Source organism: Mesorhizobium sp. J8 (assembly GCF_016591715.1).
Lineage (GTDB): Bacteria > Pseudomonadota > Alphaproteobacteria > Rhizobiales > Rhizobiaceae > Mesorhizobium.
Window position 1 is genome coordinate 1,490,148 of the sequence record NZ_AP024109.1, and the last position, 15,939, is coordinate 1,506,086.

Here is a 15,939-nt window from a genome sequence, read left to right on the forward strand (position 1 = left end):
GCTCGGCAAAGCGCGATCGAGATGCGCACTGGCTTCATCGGACGTTCGCGCCTCAGGTTTGTAAGCCGGCTGCTGCAGAGATATTCATTTGCTCATCGGGGGTGTCGTCGAACGAGGCATAATTGAGGTTGTAGAGTTTGGAATAAAGACCTCCCCTGGCGATCAACTGGTGGTGCTTGCCGGTTTCGACGACTTTGCCATCCTGAAGAACGATAAGACGGTCGGCGTCTCGCACCGTGGCAAGGCGATGAGCGATGACGAGGCCAGTGCGGCCTTCGAGGAGCCTGACCAGTGCCTTCTGGATCAGCATTTCCGTGTAGCTGTCGATATTGGCGGTTGCTTCGTCGAGGACGAGAATCTTGGCATTTGCCACAAGCGCGCGCGCAAAGCTGACAAGCTGCCGCTGGCCTAGCGAGAGATTGCCGCCACGTTCACCTAAAGCAGCATCGTATCCACCAGGAAGGCGCACGATGAAGCCATGAGCGCCGACCGCCATGGCGGCCTCGATTACCTCTTCCCGTGTAGCGTCGGTCTTGTGGTATCGGATGTTCTCGAAAACCGTGCCGGTAAAAAGGAACGGCTCCTGGAGCACCATCGCGACCTGACGGCCAAGCGATTCCTGGGTGAGATCGCGCACATCGTATCCACCGACTAGCACTTGGCCCTGCTGGACATCATAGAAACGGTGGACAAGCGCCATTGCGCTCGATTTACCTGAACCGGTCGGACCGACCAGGGCGACGGTTTCCCCGGGCTTGACCTTAAACGACACGTTCTTCAGTACCGGATGCTTGGGATCATACCCGAAAGTAACGTTCCTGAACTCGATCGAGCCGTCCATCTCGGGCGAAAGCACCCTGGCATTCGGTTTGTCCTGGACCTCAATCTTGACGTCAAGCACGTCGGTCAGGCGCTTACCCGACGCCATCGCGCGCTGCATGATTGAATATTGTAAGGTGAGTGAGCGGATCGGGTCGAAGAAGCGTTGGATGTAGAAGAGGAAAGCGACCATCACACCCACGTCGATGCGGTCGTTCATGACCATCGAGCCGCCGACGACGATGACAACCGCCATGGCAAAGCCGGTCAGGCCATCGACGATCGGCACCATGATCTGCGCGTATTTGGCGGCGGTCAGATGTGTCTTGAGATTGGCGTGCGCCTTATCATCGTAAAGAATTAAGTTGACCTCCTGGCGGTCCATGGACTGCACGGCCCGTACACCGTGAATGGCTTCAGCCAGCGCGCCATTGGAAACCGAATTGGCCTCATTGGCGGCCATGAAGGCGTCGCGGGCGCGCGGCAGCCAGATGACGCGGACGATGAAGAGGACCGGCAACACTGAGAGCGTAAGGAGCCCCAAGCGAACGTCGAGCCACAGCATGACGAACACGATCCCAAACAGAAGCGTGATGTCGCCGAGCGAAAAGACCGAGGTCTCGAGGAATTCCTGCATGGAATTGACGTCGCCCTGCAGACGCGACATCAGCCGTCCTGCCTCTGTGTTGTCCATGAAGGAAAGCGCCACCTCCTGCAGATGGCCGAACGTGGCACGGCGCATGTCGAACAGAACATTTTCCGCCATTTTGTAGACCACGATCTCTTGGGTGTAGCTGGCGATAAAATTGACGCAAATAGTGAGAAGGAAGGCGCCGGCGGCTGCAAGCAGGACCGAGCGATCGCCACTTTGCGGATGCATGCCGTTGTCGATCGTAAAGCGGATGATGAGCGGGACCAGAAGCTGCGTGCCGGTGAGGATCAACATTGCGGCAATCGAGATGATCAGGTCGGTGCGGTACGGCCAGACGAACGCCCAAATGCGCCTGACAATATTCTTGTCAAAAGCCCGCCCGAATATCTCCTCTTCGATACGGTGCGAGCCGACGACTGCATGCGGCGGACGCCGGTCGTCCTCGCAGGCATCGTTGTGTTCCGCATCGACTTCGCCGGCCTGGTCCATCAGTTCGCTCCCTCTTGTTCGGGCAGCAAGTCATCTGGGCGCACCTGGAGATCGTAAAGGGCCTTGTACCGTCCGCCGTTCGCCACAAGCTCGCCATGAGTACCACGCTCGACAATTTCGCCATTCTCGAGAAACAGGATGTGGGAGGCATGCATAAGCGAACTCAGCCGGTGTCCGATGATGATGGTCACGCGATCCTCGGCAAAGAGTCGCACGGCACAGCGAATGCGCTGCTCTGTGGCCGCATCGATCGCGGCAGTCGAGTCATCGAAGATGATGACTGACGGGCGCAGCATCATCGTGCGGGCGATAGCCAGGCGCTGACGTTGGCCACCCGAAAGGGACACGCCGCGCTCGCGCACTACCGTTTTGTAGCCGGTCGGCAGACCGAGAACATAGTCGTGAAGCTGAGCTTTCTCGCTCGCGCGCGCGATCCGCTGTTCCTTGGCCCAGGGATCCCCGTAGGCGATATTGTTTTCGATCGTCGTGGTGAAAAGGAATGCATCCTGCTGCACGACCGCGACCGCCCTGCGAAGCGTGGCAAGGGTGACCCCTCGGATATCCTGGCCGTCAAGCGAGATGACGCCGCCGGCGACGTCGTAAAAACGAGGGATCAGATGAGCAATCGTCGACTTGCCGGAGCCCGGCGGGCCGACAATGGCGATCGTTTCGCCCTTGCGGGCCTCGAAACTGATATTCTTCAGAATTGGGCGGTTCTCTGAATCGGGATAGGCGAATGAAACATTGTCGAAGCGCAACGTGCCTTCGCTAATTTCGAGCGGTTTGGCATCACTAGCGTCCTTGATCGCGATATCCAGGTCGAGCAATCCGAACAGGCGCGAACCGCACGTCGAGGCGCGGGCGAAGCCGTTGACCATCAAGCCAATCTGGCGAACCGGCATCTGTAGGATCGTCATAAAGGTCAGGAAAGTCGCAAGTTTGCCGACGCTGATTTCGCCCGCGATGACTTTGTTGCTGCCGGTCCACACAACCAGTCCCATCGCGAAAAAGAATGAGAAATTCATCGCAGAAATGTTGCGCACATAAATCTCGACTCGTTCGTACATGAGCCCAAGCGCATTCTTCGATGCGCGGTCGAACTTCAGCATCTCGTAGGCCTGCGCTGCAAAGGCACGGACAACCCGGACGCCGCCGAGATTTTCTTCCATTACACGGCTAAGAACCGAAAGCCGCTCCTGCAGGTCAAGCCAAGTGGCGCGCAGCTTGAGCTGGGTGATCGATGAGCGCCACCCGACGAAGGGCACGAAGCTCAGCGCGAGGAGGCCAAGAACCACGTCGGTGGAAATCAGCAGGTAGGCGCCGATCCCGATCAACATCATAAGCAGAACGGCCCGAACCAGAGCGGCAGAAAAATACATCCGCACGCCTTCCAGATCGAGCATGCCGATAGTGATCAGATCGCCTGAATGCGCCTGGTCGTGAAAAGAAAAGCTGAGTCGCTGGATCTTCTCATAACAAGCGACCCGCAGTTCATACGCGACGTGATGTCCGACCGCTTCGGCAAAATAGTTCTGAGCCAGCGTGAAAAGGCCGCGCAGCACGCTGACGGCAAGCAGCAGGAAGGCCGAGGTCCGCAGCGCCTCTTGGGCTCCCGCCGCGGTGATATCCCCGCCGGCGGCTGTCTGGGTCTGGTCGATTGCCTGGCCGAGGAGTTCGGGGATAAGCAATTGAAGCGTTGCCGCGATCAGTGCCGAGCCGATAGCGATGGCGACCTGCCACGGGTGCTTAAAGTTCATCCGGGTAATGCGCGCTATCGTGCTCAAGCCCCGGTCCGAGCCGGACGCTTCTCTATGCGCGAGCGAATTCCCGAGCTTCGTCACGCCGCCAACAGCCTTACTTTTCGAGGGTACATTCCAGACTGATCCAGGGCCGTTCGGAGCGGCTTGAGCCGGATGATCTCCCCCTCAAATGCCCCTGAATGCAAAGCTGGCCCCCATCCGCTAAACGCCTGCTCCGACAAGCCTAGCCGCGGCTTCGGCTGCCGGCATGTCAATGACCGTGATTGCGCTTGCTCCAAGGAAACGGCGTTCATTCTTGGTGAGCGTTGCCGAATCCATGACCGCAAAGTGTGGGCCGCTTGAGCGCTTCATGACTTGTCGGGCGTAGGTACGCAGCATCTGATCGTCGAAGCGGCAGCCAAAGAAGAAAAATCCGCGCTTGGTACGCCGTTCCCTCACGACTGGCGGGATCGGCGTCTGGATATCGATTTCAGTTAGCGCCTCGACATAATCGGAGTCTGCGACGAGGAAGTTTGCGGCCGGCTCGATACTGCCATGCGGCGAATAAAGAACCGTCGTCGCCACCGATCCAAGTTGGAGTTCGGTACCGAACAAATCGTAAGTTTTCGACCAAGCGTCGCTGATTGCATGCGCCCGCGTAACGCCTTGAATCTCGACGACATCCGTTCGACCAGTCTTTGCGAGGGCCGCGCGCATGGCGCCGTCGTACCAGCTGTCGACGATGAGGGAGAGCGGCAGCGTTGCGAGCCAGGCATGGAAGACGGTCGGCGCCACCGGCCCTGCGAATATCTCAGCCATCCAAGCCTGAAGCGTCCGGCGATGCCGGCGCTGCTCTATGAATTGGGCGACCGACCACATATTGGCGCGGATCTTGGAAGGAGCTGGCGCTCGCGCGTTGAGTGCTGCGGCGACGCCTTCTGGCGTGTGCGGTACAAGTGGTTCGGCAGGCCCTAGGCACAGGAGACCCGGTCCGAGATAGGGCACGATCTCGTCGGCGCAGAGCGCTTTCTTCAGCATGTTCAGCTGTTTTGCGGCATGACTGTCGCGGTTGATCAAGAGATGGTCCAAGCTCGGCATTGTGTTCATGCTCTTGCCCCGTTGATGGTCATGTTCCGACCTGCAGCGTCAGTCTTCGTCGGAAATCTTCCTCGCCTCGACGGTGATCGGCAGAGGCGTTTCACGCGGAAGGTCCGGCAAGACCAGCCGCCACCCGTTCCTGAGGGTTATGGACCCGCCCCATAGGTCTTCACTCTCGACGCTGATGATGGGCTCCTCGAGATCCTTTTTGGGAACGTACGCCGATAGGCCGGCGTCGGTCCTGCGGATCATTACCTTCATCGGGCTGTTTCCTTATTGGTGTCCACAAGTGATTTCGGCGCTGCCGTCGTCACGGATTTGTCGAGGCTGATCAGTTCGTGGGCGCGCATGCCAACGACCGTGCCGCGATCAAACCATTCGACCGCATAGATGTAGAACTGCTGGAGAAACGTGCCTATGTCGCGCACATAGCCTTCATCGCCCTTCCGCACGAGGTTTGCGCCAATCTCGCGACCTGGATAGGTGCCATCATTCTTTATGTGGCGTGTGGCACGCACCCGCTCGCCTGGCACAAATCGTGGAGGCTCGCGGATCTCGACATCCTGTTCGCGTCCGAGGCCCATCCCGGTCCTTCCTTTCTCGCGGCTGCAGTTTGTCGACAAGGAGGTCATCATTGCGTCCTCCGGAAGCGACCCCCAAAGTGCCGCTTGCACGACTGCAGGTCAGGCGGGAACGCAGGTCTTCGGCACCGGGCATACCGAGGCGCATTGCTGGGTATCGAAGGCATCCTTGCATTCGGTGCACTGCTCCGGATCGATCACGTAGGCCTCGCCCTTGAATTTGATTGCGCTGGAGGGACATTCGAATTCGCAGGCACCGCATTGAGTGCACTGGGAGGCGATGATCTTGAAGGCCATTTCTCAACTCCTGATTCGGTTGGGACGAGACGCTCAAGCCGTCGCCGCCAGTGGTTCGCTTCCAAACTCGGCGGCATAAAGCGCGCTGATAGCGGTCTCGATGTAGTCGTAGCCATAAGCGTCCGTTGCCCGGATTCCAGCTTCCGCGAGCCGATCCTTGGGGCAATCTCCGATCTTGGCGCACAGCACGATGTCGATGCCGTCGAGCGCAGTTATGACGCTGTCGAGGGCGGCATCCGCGCCCCGGCCGCCGAGGCAATACTGCTCGACGTTGCGATGGCCGATGAAGCTGATTCCCCTCTGAGACGCCTCATAAACCTGGAATTCCTTCGAATGGCCGAAATGTTCGTTGATCCGGCCGCCGCCCCTGGTCGCCACAGCGATCACGAGTGATTTGCCCGAACCCGTTGCCTTGAGCGTCCCGACCGCATCGCTCTTGGCTGCCACGTGGTCGCCGCGCTCGCGCGTAACCACCTCTCGATAAGCCTCGCGCTTGCTGGCGTCGTAGGCGATGTCGTCCGAAATCCGGTCGGTGGTGAACTCCTGGCCACGGTCCTCGCCAAGCAGGCCGACAGCATCTGCCCGGCACTGCCGGCAATGGCGCATCAGCTTGGCGCCACCTTCGAGGCGGTCCTGAAGCGTCTTCAGTTCCAACGCCGTCGGGCCGCGCTGCCCGGTCAGGCCGAAATGCGTACCGTGCGCCGGGTCGGAAATCAGCGGCATGACGTTGTGCAGGAACGCGCCGCGCTCCTTGATCCATCTATTGACCTCGACCAGATGTTCGTCGTTGACGCTGGGGATCATCACCGAATTGATCTTGGTGAGGATGCCGCGCGCGGTCAGCATCTCGAGGCCCAACATCTGCCGCTTGTGCAGGATCCTGGCAGCGTCAATGCCGGTGTGGCGGCGATGGTTGTAGAAGATCCAGGGATGGATCTTTGCACCAATTGCGGGGTCGACCATGTTTATGGTGATTGTCACGTGATCGACATTCATGTCGGCAAGCTCGTCAACATGATCCGGCAGCGCGAGCCCGTTGGTGGAGAGGCACAGCCTGATGTCTGGAATTTCCCTCGCTACGCGTTCGAACGTTGCCTTCGTCTTCTTCCAGTCAAAACAGGCGTCGCCAGGTCCGGCGATGCCGAGCACGGAAAGCTGGGGAACTTCGTTGGCGACCGCGATCACCTTGCGTAGCGCCTGATCTGGGGTCAGCTTTTCCGAGACGACCCCGGGCCGGCTTTCATTGGCGCAGTCATATTTACGATTGCAGTAGTTGCACTGGATGTTGCAGGCTGGCGCGACCGCCACATGCATGCGCGCGAAATAATGGTGCGCCTCTTCCGAATAGCATGGGTGGTCCTTGATCTTCTCCCAGACAGCGGAGTCCATCTCGTCCGGCTTTGCGGACGAGCCGCAGGATGAAGACGCGCATCCGCCGGATTTCGCGGTTGCCAGCAATTGTTCGTAGGACTTGGTGCTGACCAAACTATCAAGCGAAATCGTCGGTAGGGACATTGAACGGCTCCGTTCGTGGGTGGACGTCGCAGTTCAAAGCGCAAAAGTCGGGCCAGCTCAAAAAGGCGGTTTCAGTTCAAAATGTCGGCTTTCATGTGCGATTCCGTCTGTTCGTTACGTCACAATTTGTCGGGCTTCCGACTTGAACAGGCGAGTGGCGTCTCAAAGGCACCATGTCTCATTCATACAGAGCGAGAAGACCCTGACGTTCGACGACGCAGTTGGGTTCAGAACTTCTTCACCTCGATGCCATGCCGACGCAAGGCATAGCCCACTTGCCGCGGCGTGAGGCCGAGGATACGACCAGCCTTGGCTTGAACCCAGCCGGCCTTCTGCATCGCGTCGATCAGCCGGTCGCGATCGGTCACACGCATGCCTGTTGGGCGCCAAGACGCATCGTTCGGACCGTGGCCATTGACGGGCACCACCTCACCCTCGGAGGCGCCGATGGGCTTTGCCTGCAGTGGCGATGCAACCGGCATCCTGTTGTGGCCGAACTCATCGCTGGCACTGCTGCCTCTCGAACGGTCGGCGCCTTTCCAAAGGAGGGAGGATAGGCACTGGCTATTTTGGCAGGCGAAATCTGAAGTGGAGACGGTGCTTGAACGCGCAAGCGTGGCCGTCCTTCGCACGCAGTTTTCAAGCTCACGAACATTACCGGGGAAGTAGCATTGCGAGATCAGGTCAAGCGCCGACGGCGCGAAAGCGAGCTCGCGGTGGTTCTCCAAATTGAATCGCTCGAGGAAGGCCTTCGCAAGGCGTGGAATATCGCCGGGTCGCTCTCTGAGCGGGGGCAGCATGATTGGCACCACATTGATGCGATAGTAAAGGTCCGCCCTGAATTCTCCGTTCACGACAGCCGTCTCGAGGTCCTTGTTGGTGGCGCATATCAGCCGGACGTCAACCGTTAGCGTCCTGGTGCCGCCGACGCGCTCCAACTCGCCTTCCTGCAAGACGCGCAACAGCTTAGCTTGAAAGGCAGGCGAAATCTCGCCGATCTCATCAAGGAGCAGGGTTCCGCCATTTGCCAATTCGAAACGGCCGGCGCGCTGCGAGACAGCCCCGGTGAAGGCGCCCTTCTCATGCCCAAACAGCTCCGACTCCAGAACGCTTTCAGGCAGCGCGGCGCAGTTCAGTTTGACGAAAGCCTTCTTACTGCGCGGCGAGAGCTTATGGATGGCCTGTGCAAAGAATTCCTTGCCGGTGCCGCTTTCACCCCGCAACAGCACGGTGGAGTTGGTCTTTGCGACGACCTTGACGGTTTCAAGCACCTGCTTGAGCGCGGGACTTTCCCCGATGATGCCGTCGATTTTGATATGCGAATTCCGGGCAGGGCGGGTTCCCTGCTCGTCGAGCGATTTCTCCGGTCTGCGTTGCTCCTCGACAAGCCGCTGACGATCTGTGCCCAGAAGGCGGTGCAGGCGGATGGTCCGGCCGACAAGGTTGGCGACCATCGTCAGGAAGCGTACGTCTTCCTCGCAACGCGTGCTGGCGCCGTCCCCGACACGATCGATCGACAACGTACCGAGGATTTCATCCTCACCCTCTACTGGCACGCCGATAAAGGTAACCGGCACGGTGGCGGCGCTTGAAGCTTTTTGAAAGTCTGCCTGAAATAGTTCCGACTTGCTGACATCGTGTATGACGAGCGGCGCCCCCGTGGCGACGATCCGGTCTACCACGGCCTGCGGTATGACGCGGCTCTGAGCTGATTGAGGCGCGTGGTTGCTGCCGGCATTTGCGGCAATCTCCGGCTTTCCGTCCGCGTCCAGGACGACCATTGCTGCCCGACGCATTTGCACAAACGAGGAGAGAATGTTCACCACATTGGCAAGTGTGATCTCCAGCCGCGTGGGGGCGGTGAGGATCTCAGATATCTCGTAGATTCCCCTGAGCGGGATGTTCGCCCCGTTCATGGTTTTGATCGGTGGCCAGGTGTTGCGAAACCCTGTCTCATCCACCCGATCCCGCATTACTTGAGCCATGAAAACACCTCAGGGGCTGCAGGGGTGCTCCTCCCAAAGCGCCTTCCTATTTTTCGAGTCGCGAGACCCCAGTATTAACGAGCCCCCGTTCAATTGCAAATTGTCAGGCTGCAATTGCGGCAACTGCAGGTGACGGCACGCTGTGGCAACGTCGCGAGCGGGCGCAGGTCATCCGAACTTGAAGAGGACGCCGAAGCCGCCGCGCGGATAATTCCACTCGATCTCACCACTTGCTTCGCACAGTACCCGGCAGGTGCCGCACTCCATGCAGCCGTCGGCGGTGATCTCCACTTGGCCCTTGTCGTTCAATTCATAACATTGGGCCGGGCAGACGCGGGTCAACGCGCGCAGGTTGGCGCTCGGCTTCTCGTGCGGTCGCACTTTGATATGCGCGCGTCCCGAATCGACCAGATAGCGGTTCTGGAAGAGCTTCTCCTCAATACGCGACGCTGCGATCGTCATCTCGTCTCTCCTTTAGCGCCAGGCGAACACCAGACGGACCGCGTCGCTCAGCAGCCCCCAGCGCGAACGCGCCTTGATGAAGGCAGCAGTGCTCGCCTTTTCCTTATCGATCTTAGGGGTGCCGTCGACCCGCATGAAGTTCTGAGCCGCCTGTGACATCAACTGCGGGTAGGTCGTGAAGAAATTTCGGGAATTGGTGTGGAGCAGAGCCGGCAGGTCCTTGTATTTCTTCAGGTCTTTGATCACAAAGGAGTTGTCCAGCATGATCTTATATAGGACAAGGTTCTGCCTGGTCATTGGACGCATGCGGCTCTTGAGCTGCATGATCGCTTCGGCGGCGATGCGCCCGGAGGTCATCGCGAGGTTGGAACCCTCGCGGTGAACGGCGTTATTCAATTGCGCGGCATCGCCGACCACCACCCAACCGTCGCCAAACAGCTGCGGAATCGCCTTGTAGCCGCCTTCGGGAATGAGATGCGCGGCATACTCTTTCACTTCCGAGCCGGCGATCAGCGGCCGGATCGAAGGATGGCTCTTTAACGCATCGAGAAGGACGTATGGGCTCTCCATCGTCGCAGCGAAATCCGAAACGAGGCAGCCGATGCCAAGCGAAATCGATTCCTTGTTGGTGTAAACGAAGCCGAGCCCGGCCATGCCGCGGGAGATTGTACCAACGGCCTCGATCACGCAGCCTTCACCGGCCTTGAGGCCGAACCGCTGCTCGATGACCTCTTCAGGCAGGAAATGCATTTCCTTGACGGCGAGCGCCACGGATTTCGGCTTCGGCATTTCGCGAAGCCCGGCCCGTGTGCCAAGCAGCCCGGACACACCTTCTGCGAGAACGACAACGTCCGCGAAAATCTCTCCGCCGGTCCGGTCGGTGCGGACGCCGACCACCTTGTCCTTGGCATCGCGGATGAGTTCCGTCACAGTCGTCTCGCACAGAACCGTCGCGCCGGCTTCGCGCACCTTACGCGAAAACCATTTGTCGAACTGGGCGCGGATGATCGTATAGCGGTTCGGCTTGGCCTCATTGAAGTCGTCCGACCGGTAATGAATCCCGGTGTGGGATGTGTCGTCCATCACCCAAAGCCGCTGTTCAACCAAATGCCGCTCGAGAGGCGCATCGTCCCGGAAGTCCGGGATGATCTTCTCCAGCATGTTCGCGTACATGATTGCACCCTGAACATTCTTGGAGCCCGCATATTCACCCCGCTCCAACTGCAGCACCTTCAGGCCGTGGCTTGCCATGGTGTAAGCAGCAGCGTTGCCGGACATACCAGCCCCAACAACAATAGCGTCGAATTTTTCTTCGATCATGACCAGATCCCTAGCTCGCAAGCTTATCGCGACTGTGGGGCGACAGGCGCCGCGTGAAGGCTTCCGTCAGTGCAGGCAGGAAGCGGATCGCGTCGGTGACGATCCCGAGATGGGCAAAATCGAAAATCGGCGCCTTTGGGTCGGTGTTGATGGCAACGATCAGATCCGCTCCTTCGACGCCAACCCGGTGCTGGATGGCGCCGGAAATTCCGGCCGCTATGTAAAGCTTCGGCCGGATGGTCTTGCCGGTTTGGCCGATCTGCCGATCAGCCGAAAGCCAGCCCTTCTGGACCAATGGGCGCGAACAGCCATGCTCGGCGCCAATTGCTCGCGCGAGATCCTTCACAAGCTGCAGGTTTTCCGCCCCGCCTAGGCCGAGTCCCCCCGCAACCACAACGTCGGCATAGGCAAGATTTGCCTTTGCCGACTGGCTGTCGGGCAGGAAGCCGAGGACTTTGGTAACGATCTCCTCCTCGGCCATCGACAGCTTGTGCTTGATAACACGCCCGATCGGCGTATCAGCCCGCTGTGGCATGGCCATGACCCGCGGTCGCACCGTCGCCATCTGCGGCCGGTAATTGAGTGTATAGATCGTGCACAACAAGGAACCACCGAAAGTCGGACGGGTCGCGGCGAGCGAACCATCGGCATCGACATCGAGTTCGGTGCAATCTGCCGTGAGCCCTGTCTTCAAGGTCGTCGCCACCGAACCGGCAAGATCCCTGCCGAGTGTGGTCGCCCCGAGAAGCAGAATTTCGGGTTTGTAGGTATCGACCAGCTCGGTCATCGCCTTGGTAAAAGGCTCGTTCCGATAATCGACAAGGATCGGCGCCTCGACGATGTAGACAAGATCGGCGCCGTAAGCGAAGGCTTCGGCCACCGCAGACTGCGTGGTCTCTCCCGGGGGGCCGAGCACAATCCCCGCAAGCGCGACGCCAAGCTTGTCGGCGAGCTTGCGGCCTTCGCCGAGCAGTTCGAATGATACGGGATGGACCTGGCCGCGCTCGAGCTCGATAAATACCCAGACGTGGCGGTAGTCTTTGAAATGCTCGGGCAGTTCCTTCTTTGTGCCGGCACGGCCGGCGTTAGGGCGAGGGGCTTCTCGATTCGCGTTCGACATCGTCTCTCCTTGCCGTCACGCGCCGCCGTTGAAGGCGAGCTCCTGTTCTAGCGCTGGCTGGCGGGTTAGAATTGCGCCGATGAGTTCGTCAGCGAGATCGCGCAAGGTCATCTCGGCGGTCTCGATGAGCGCTGCTTTTTCCGCTCGCGCAGTCGGGGCGAAGACGCGCTTGACGACCGTCGGCGAACCGCGCAGGCCGCATCTGGTGAGATCATCAATGCCGGCGTCGGCCGCACTCCATTTCAAGACCTGACTGCGCGCGGCGCACAGCGCGTCCTCGAGCGAGCCGCGACGGATCTCGTTGGTTCCTTCCAGCATGGTGATGAGACAAGGCAGCCTGCTCTTCAGCATCTGCGTGCCGCCCTCACAGCGGCGCTCGACCTTGATCTCGCGCGCATCGAGATCAACGGAAGGAATCTTCGCGACATAGGTGAGTTGCAACAGATCGAGGCGCTTGGCGATGCCGGGCCCGACCTGGGCGGTGTCGCCATCGATGGTCTGCTTGCCGGTGAAGACGATGTCTGGCGCTCCGAACGTCTCGCCGACCTTCGCGATCGCCTGGGAAAGAGCGAAGGAGGTCGCCAGTGTGTCGGAGCCGGCAAAATAGCGGTCGGTCAGCAGAACCGCGCGGTCGGCGCCGTAACCGAGCGCCTTGCGCAGCGCGTCCTCTGCCATGGGCGGCCCCATCGTGAGCACGGTGACCTCGCCGCCGTAAGCGTCGCGCAGGCTGAGTGCTTGTTCGAGGGCGAATAGGTCGTAAGGGTTGATGATGGTCGGCACACCCTGGCGCATGATCGTGTTCGTCACGGGATGGACCCGTATCTGTGCCGAGTCTGGCACCTGCTTGATGCAGACTACGATGTGCATTGGCGATCTCTCCGGGCTTCTGTCGGGATACGGACCTGGCAATCGACTTCGTTGGCAGCATCTTTCGTGCCAACTGTTTTGCGTCCTCCTATTCCTGAAGATTTGTTCGGTTCCTTCTAACCGCGCGTTCATGGTGACCGGATTTGTCGGCTTCTCGACATTGTCACGTCTCAACCATGTCGCATTCATTCTGTTGGGAACCGCTTTAGTACGGACTCCAACGGGACGAAGGTGCGGCCCGGCGTGGCGGGCTTTTTCGGATCGTGGTCCTTGAGCACCTTGAAGATCCGGTGCGTGAGCGGCGAGGAAGTCGCGAAGTCCTCATAGGCGCGTTCAAGCGTGGCGCGCACCCGCGCGGCGACCACCTGGTCGGGCAGATCGGATAAATCTTCTTCGGCAAGGTATTGGCCCACGCGCTTCATGATGTGAAGCCGGGAGACATTTAGTACCTTCGGATCGTAGGAAACCCCAAGGAGCGCGAAGAACTCCTCCGCGGCCGACAAGCCCTTAAGTCGCGCGAGAATGTCGGTAACGTCGATGGGGCGGCTGTCAGCGGAACAATTCATCGCATTCTCCCTGATCGGACAACCGTCGTGTCGGCGCGTTCGTCGACCAGCTGACCTGGACCGGCGAGATTTGCGAGCCGTGCCTCGCTGCACATTCCATCGTGGAGCTCGACCAGTTGGCTTGCTGTCACGACCGATTTGGTCTCAGCCGCCTTGCGGCGGACGCGAGCAACCATCGCGGCTGCCAGGTCCGGGTCGAGATCGCGACCGCTTTCGCTCAGCACACGGGCAATCGCGGTGGCGCCGGAATGCTTACCGATGACGATACGCTGGCAGCGGCCTACGAGTGTCGGGTCGAGCCCCTGGTAGGCGTGCGAGTCCTTCAGCAGCCCTGCGACGTGAGTGCCGGATTCGTGGGTGAAAACATCTGCGCCGACGACGGGCTTACTCGCGGCAGTCTGCCGGCGCGCGGCCCAGGCCACCTGGGCGGCGAGATCGGGCAATGCGGTCAGCTCGATGCCGGTATCCGCGCCGTCGATGACGGCCATCGCGGCCGCCACTTCTTCCAGAGCGGCATTGCCCGCACGCTCGCCGAGCCCAAGCACGGTGACGGAGGCATGGCGCGCGCCTGCGCGGATTGCAGCCAACGTGTTGGCGCCAGCAAGGCCGAGATCGTTGTGCGCATGAAATTCGAGGTCGATTTCGGACTTCGCCACGAGCTGGGCGACGAGTTCGAAAGTCGAAAACGGGTCGAGAATGCCGACCGTATCGGCCAGCCTGACGCGGCTCGCGCCAGCGCGCGCCGCCGTTTCGATCACGCGGGCAAGATGATCCCCATCCGCCCGCGAGGCATCCTCGCAGCCCACAGCGACGAAGAAGCCGGCAGCGACTGCCCGCTTCACCATATCCTCGATGAGCTGGAGCGCTCCCGCCTGATCGAGGCCGAGTTTGGCGGCAAGTTGGATGTCGGATGCAGGCAGCGACAGATTGACGGCCTCGACGCCGCTCTCGATCGCTGCGTCGAGATCCCGCGCCTTCATCCGGCACCAGGCCATGAGCCGAACTGGGAGACGCCTTGCGACCGCGGCGCGAATTGTTTCGATCTCCTCGGTGCCCATGATCGGCGTGCCGATCTCGATCTCTGGAACGCCGGCGGCCGCGAGGGACTCGGCGAGCTCCAGCTTTTCCGCCGTCGTAAAGGCGACACCGGGCGCCTGCTCGCCGTCGCGCAAGGTCGTGTCGTTGAGAAAGACATCACGGCTCATGAATGGCAGCCTGTTCTGCTGCCGCTTAGGCATAGACCGGATCGAGCCTCTTCAGGACTTCGCCCACGCGACCCACAAGGGGGAGAGCCACGTAGCTTCTCCACGATTGCGGGCATGACCTGAAGCACCCGGTCGACGTCCGCTTCGCTGTTGTCGCGCGCAAACGAGAAGCGGACCGCCCCGTGTGGCGATTTCATCGCGCTGAGAACATGGCTTGGTTCCATTGAGCCGGAGGTGCAGGCCGAGCCGGAGGAACAGGCTATGCCCAGGCGGCTCAGCAGATGTGGGATGCCATCGCTTTCGGTATGTTCAAAGGAGATGTTTGCGGTGTTTGGCAACCGCTCCACGGGATCGCCCGTGACATAGGTGTTTGGGATACTCTGGAGGATGCCGTCCTCCAGGCGATCGCGCAGCGATTTTACCCGTGTGGCCGTGTCTTCCATGAATTTTAAGGCGAGTTCGGCTGCCATGCCGAGCCCGACTATGCCGGGTGTGTTCTCGGTGCCGGCACGCCGGTCGCGCTGTTGGTGTCCGCCCTTGATCATCGAGCTGAAATGCACGCCACGCTTTATCCAAAGTGCGCCGATCCCTTTGGGGCCATGAAGCTTGTGAGCCGAGAGCGACAGCATGTCGATAGCGGTCGATTTCAGGTCCATGGGAAGTTTGCCAACCGCCTGCACCGCATCGGTGTGGAAAAGTGCGCCGCTTTCCTTGGCCAACTCGGCAAGCCTGGCCACGGGAAAGATCGTACCGGTCTCGTTGTTCGCCCACATTATCGAGACGATCGCCACGTGGGGAGTCAGCGCTGCCTTGTAGGCGTCGAGGTCAAGCCGGCCGCTACGATCCACCGGGATCCTGTGGACCTTGAGGCGGCGAGTCTGCTCAAGATGCGCGCACAGCGTCAGCACGGCGGGATGCTCGACCGCGGAGGTCACGATCTCGGTTCGGTTGGGCGTGGCCTCAAGCGCCGAAAGAATTGCCGCGTTGTCGCTTTCTGTCCCACCCGAGGTGAAGATGATCTCATCGTCGAACTGCGCGCCGATCAGCGCTTGCAACTGCCGCCTCGCCTTTTTCATCGCCGCACAAACTGAGTCGCCAAAAGCGTGCGCAGACGAAGGGTTGCCGAATTGATCCGTAAGGAACGGCAACATCGATTTCACAACGTCTGGATCGACCCGTGTCGTTGCGTTGTTGTCGAGGTAGACAGGCCTCATGCCTAAGGTC

The 15,939-nt window shown here is 60.1% G+C and carries 15 protein-coding genes; all 15 read right to left on the reverse strand.

Going from position 1 to position 15,939, the window contains the following annotated elements; translation table 11 throughout:
* Positions 1-52: 52 nt before the first annotated feature.
* Positions 53-1,960: an ABC transporter ATP-binding protein gene (locus MJ8_RS06795; protein ID WP_201413673.1), complete on the reverse strand. Its 1,908-nt coding sequence runs from the start codon at positions 1,958-1,960 to the stop codon at positions 53-55.
* Entirely contained in the window at positions 1,960-3,801 is a 1,842-nt protein-coding gene (locus tag MJ8_RS06800) for an ABC transporter ATP-binding protein (protein WP_201413674.1), read from the reverse strand. Before MJ8_RS06800 ends, MJ8_RS06795 begins: the two co-directional genes overlap by 1 nt.
* 120 nt (positions 3,802-3,921) lie before the next feature.
* The gene (locus MJ8_RS06805) at positions 3,922-4,806 is read right to left on the reverse strand and encodes an SIR2 family protein (protein ID WP_201413675.1); all 885 of its coding nucleotides are present in this window, start codon (positions 4,804-4,806) and stop codon (positions 3,922-3,924) included.
* A gap of 39 nt (positions 4,807-4,845) precedes the next feature.
* Positions 4,846-5,058 (reverse strand): putative nitrogen fixation protein NifT, encoded by a 213-nt coding sequence (gene nifT / locus MJ8_RS06810; RefSeq protein WP_201413676.1) that lies wholly within the window; start codon positions 5,056-5,058, stop codon positions 4,846-4,848.
* Positions 5,055-5,381 (reverse strand): nitrogen fixation protein NifZ, encoded by a 327-nt coding sequence (locus MJ8_RS06815; protein WP_201415332.1) that lies wholly within the window; start codon positions 5,379-5,381, stop codon positions 5,055-5,057. The genes nifT and MJ8_RS06815 overlap by 4 nt, the downstream gene beginning before the upstream one ends.
* A 99-nt stretch (positions 5,382-5,480) precedes the next feature.
* Complete coding sequence (locus tag MJ8_RS06820; protein WP_201413677.1) at positions 5,481-5,675, reverse strand: 4Fe-4S dicluster domain-containing protein; 195 nt, start codon at positions 5,673-5,675, stop codon at positions 5,481-5,483.
* A gap of 33 nt (positions 5,676-5,708) precedes the next feature.
* On the reverse strand, positions 5,709-7,190 hold the full coding sequence (gene nifB / locus MJ8_RS06825; protein WP_201413678.1) for a nitrogenase cofactor biosynthesis protein NifB: 1,482 nt from the start codon (positions 7,188-7,190) through the stop codon (positions 5,709-5,711).
* A 227-nt stretch (positions 7,191-7,417) separates the two neighbouring features.
* Positions 7,418-9,175, reverse strand: a complete 1,758-nt coding sequence (nifA, locus tag MJ8_RS06830) for a nif-specific transcriptional activator NifA (protein WP_201413679.1) — start codon at positions 9,173-9,175, stop codon at positions 7,418-7,420.
* 168 nt (positions 9,176-9,343) lie between these two features.
* Positions 9,344-9,637: a ferredoxin family protein gene (locus tag MJ8_RS06835; RefSeq protein WP_201413680.1), complete on the reverse strand. Its 294-nt coding sequence runs from the start codon at positions 9,635-9,637 to the stop codon at positions 9,344-9,346.
* Between the two features lie 12 nt (positions 9,638-9,649).
* The gene (locus MJ8_RS06840) at positions 9,650-10,957 is read right to left on the reverse strand and encodes an FAD-binding protein (RefSeq protein WP_201413681.1); all 1,308 of its coding nucleotides are present in this window, start codon (positions 10,955-10,957) and stop codon (positions 9,650-9,652) included.
* A gap of 10 nt (positions 10,958-10,967) precedes the next feature.
* Entirely contained in the window at positions 10,968-12,077 is a 1,110-nt protein-coding gene (locus MJ8_RS06845) for an electron transfer flavoprotein subunit alpha/FixB family protein (protein ID WP_201413682.1), read from the reverse strand.
* Between the two features lie 15 nt (positions 12,078-12,092).
* Positions 12,093-12,944, reverse strand: coding sequence for an electron transfer flavoprotein subunit beta/FixA family protein (locus MJ8_RS06850; protein WP_201413683.1), 852 nt, complete (start codon positions 12,942-12,944; stop codon positions 12,093-12,095).
* Between the two features lie 185 nt (positions 12,945-13,129).
* Complete coding sequence (gene nifW, locus MJ8_RS06855) at positions 13,130-13,510, reverse strand: nitrogenase stabilizing/protective protein NifW (protein ID WP_201413684.1); 381 nt, start codon at positions 13,508-13,510, stop codon at positions 13,130-13,132.
* Complete coding sequence (nifV, locus tag MJ8_RS06860) at positions 13,507-14,715, reverse strand: homocitrate synthase (RefSeq protein ID WP_201413685.1); 1,209 nt, start codon at positions 14,713-14,715, stop codon at positions 13,507-13,509. The genes nifW and nifV overlap by 4 nt, the downstream gene beginning before the upstream one ends.
* On the reverse strand, positions 14,712-15,929 hold the full coding sequence (nifS, locus tag MJ8_RS06865) for a cysteine desulfurase NifS (RefSeq protein ID WP_201413686.1): 1,218 nt from the start codon (positions 15,927-15,929) through the stop codon (positions 14,712-14,714). Before nifS ends, nifV begins: the two co-directional genes overlap by 4 nt.
* Positions 15,930-15,939: the final 10 nt, after the last annotated feature.

Coding starts and splice junctions, on each gene's coding strand:
- MJ8_RS06795 (WP_201413673.1), bottom strand. CDS start 1,960: ATGGACCAGGCCGGCGAAGTCGATGCGGAACACAACGATGCCTGCGAG.
- MJ8_RS06805 (WP_201413675.1), bottom strand. CDS start 4,806: ATGAACACAATGCCGAGCTTGGACCATCTCTTGATCAACCGCGACAGT.
- nifT (WP_201413676.1), bottom strand. CDS start 5,058: ATGAAGGTAATGATCCGCAGGACCGACGCCGGCCTATCGGCGTACGTT.
- MJ8_RS06815 (WP_201415332.1), bottom strand. CDS start 5,381: ATGGGCCTCGGACGCGAACAGGATGTCGAGATCCGCGAGCCTCCACGA.
- MJ8_RS06820 (WP_201413677.1), bottom strand. CDS start 5,675: ATGGCCTTCAAGATCATCGCCTCCCAGTGCACTCAATGCGGTGCCTGC.
- nifB (WP_201413678.1), bottom strand. CDS start 7,190: ATGTCCCTACCGACGATTTCGCTTGATAGTTTGGTCAGCACCAAGTCC.
- nifA (WP_201413679.1), bottom strand. CDS start 9,175: ATGGCTCAAGTAATGCGGGATCGGGTGGATGAGACAGGGTTTCGCAAC.
- MJ8_RS06835 (WP_201413680.1), bottom strand. CDS start 9,637: ATGACGATCGCAGCGTCGCGTATTGAGGAGAAGCTCTTCCAGAACCGC.
- MJ8_RS06840 (WP_201413681.1), bottom strand. CDS start 10,957: ATGATCGAAGAAAAATTCGACGCTATTGTTGTTGGGGCTGGTATGTCC.
- MJ8_RS06845 (WP_201413682.1), bottom strand. CDS start 12,077: ATGTCGAACGCGAATCGAGAAGCCCCTCGCCCTAACGCCGGCCGTGCC.
- MJ8_RS06850 (WP_201413683.1), bottom strand. CDS start 12,944: ATGCACATCGTAGTCTGCATCAAGCAGGTGCCAGACTCGGCACAGATA.
- nifW (WP_201413684.1), bottom strand. CDS start 13,510: ATGAATTGTTCCGCTGACAGCCGCCCCATCGACGTTACCGACATTCTC.
- nifV (WP_201413685.1), bottom strand. CDS start 14,715: ATGAGCCGTGATGTCTTTCTCAACGACACGACCTTGCGCGACGGCGAG.
- nifS (WP_201413686.1), bottom strand. CDS start 15,929: ATGAGGCCTGTCTACCTCGACAACAACGCAACGACACGGGTCGATCCA.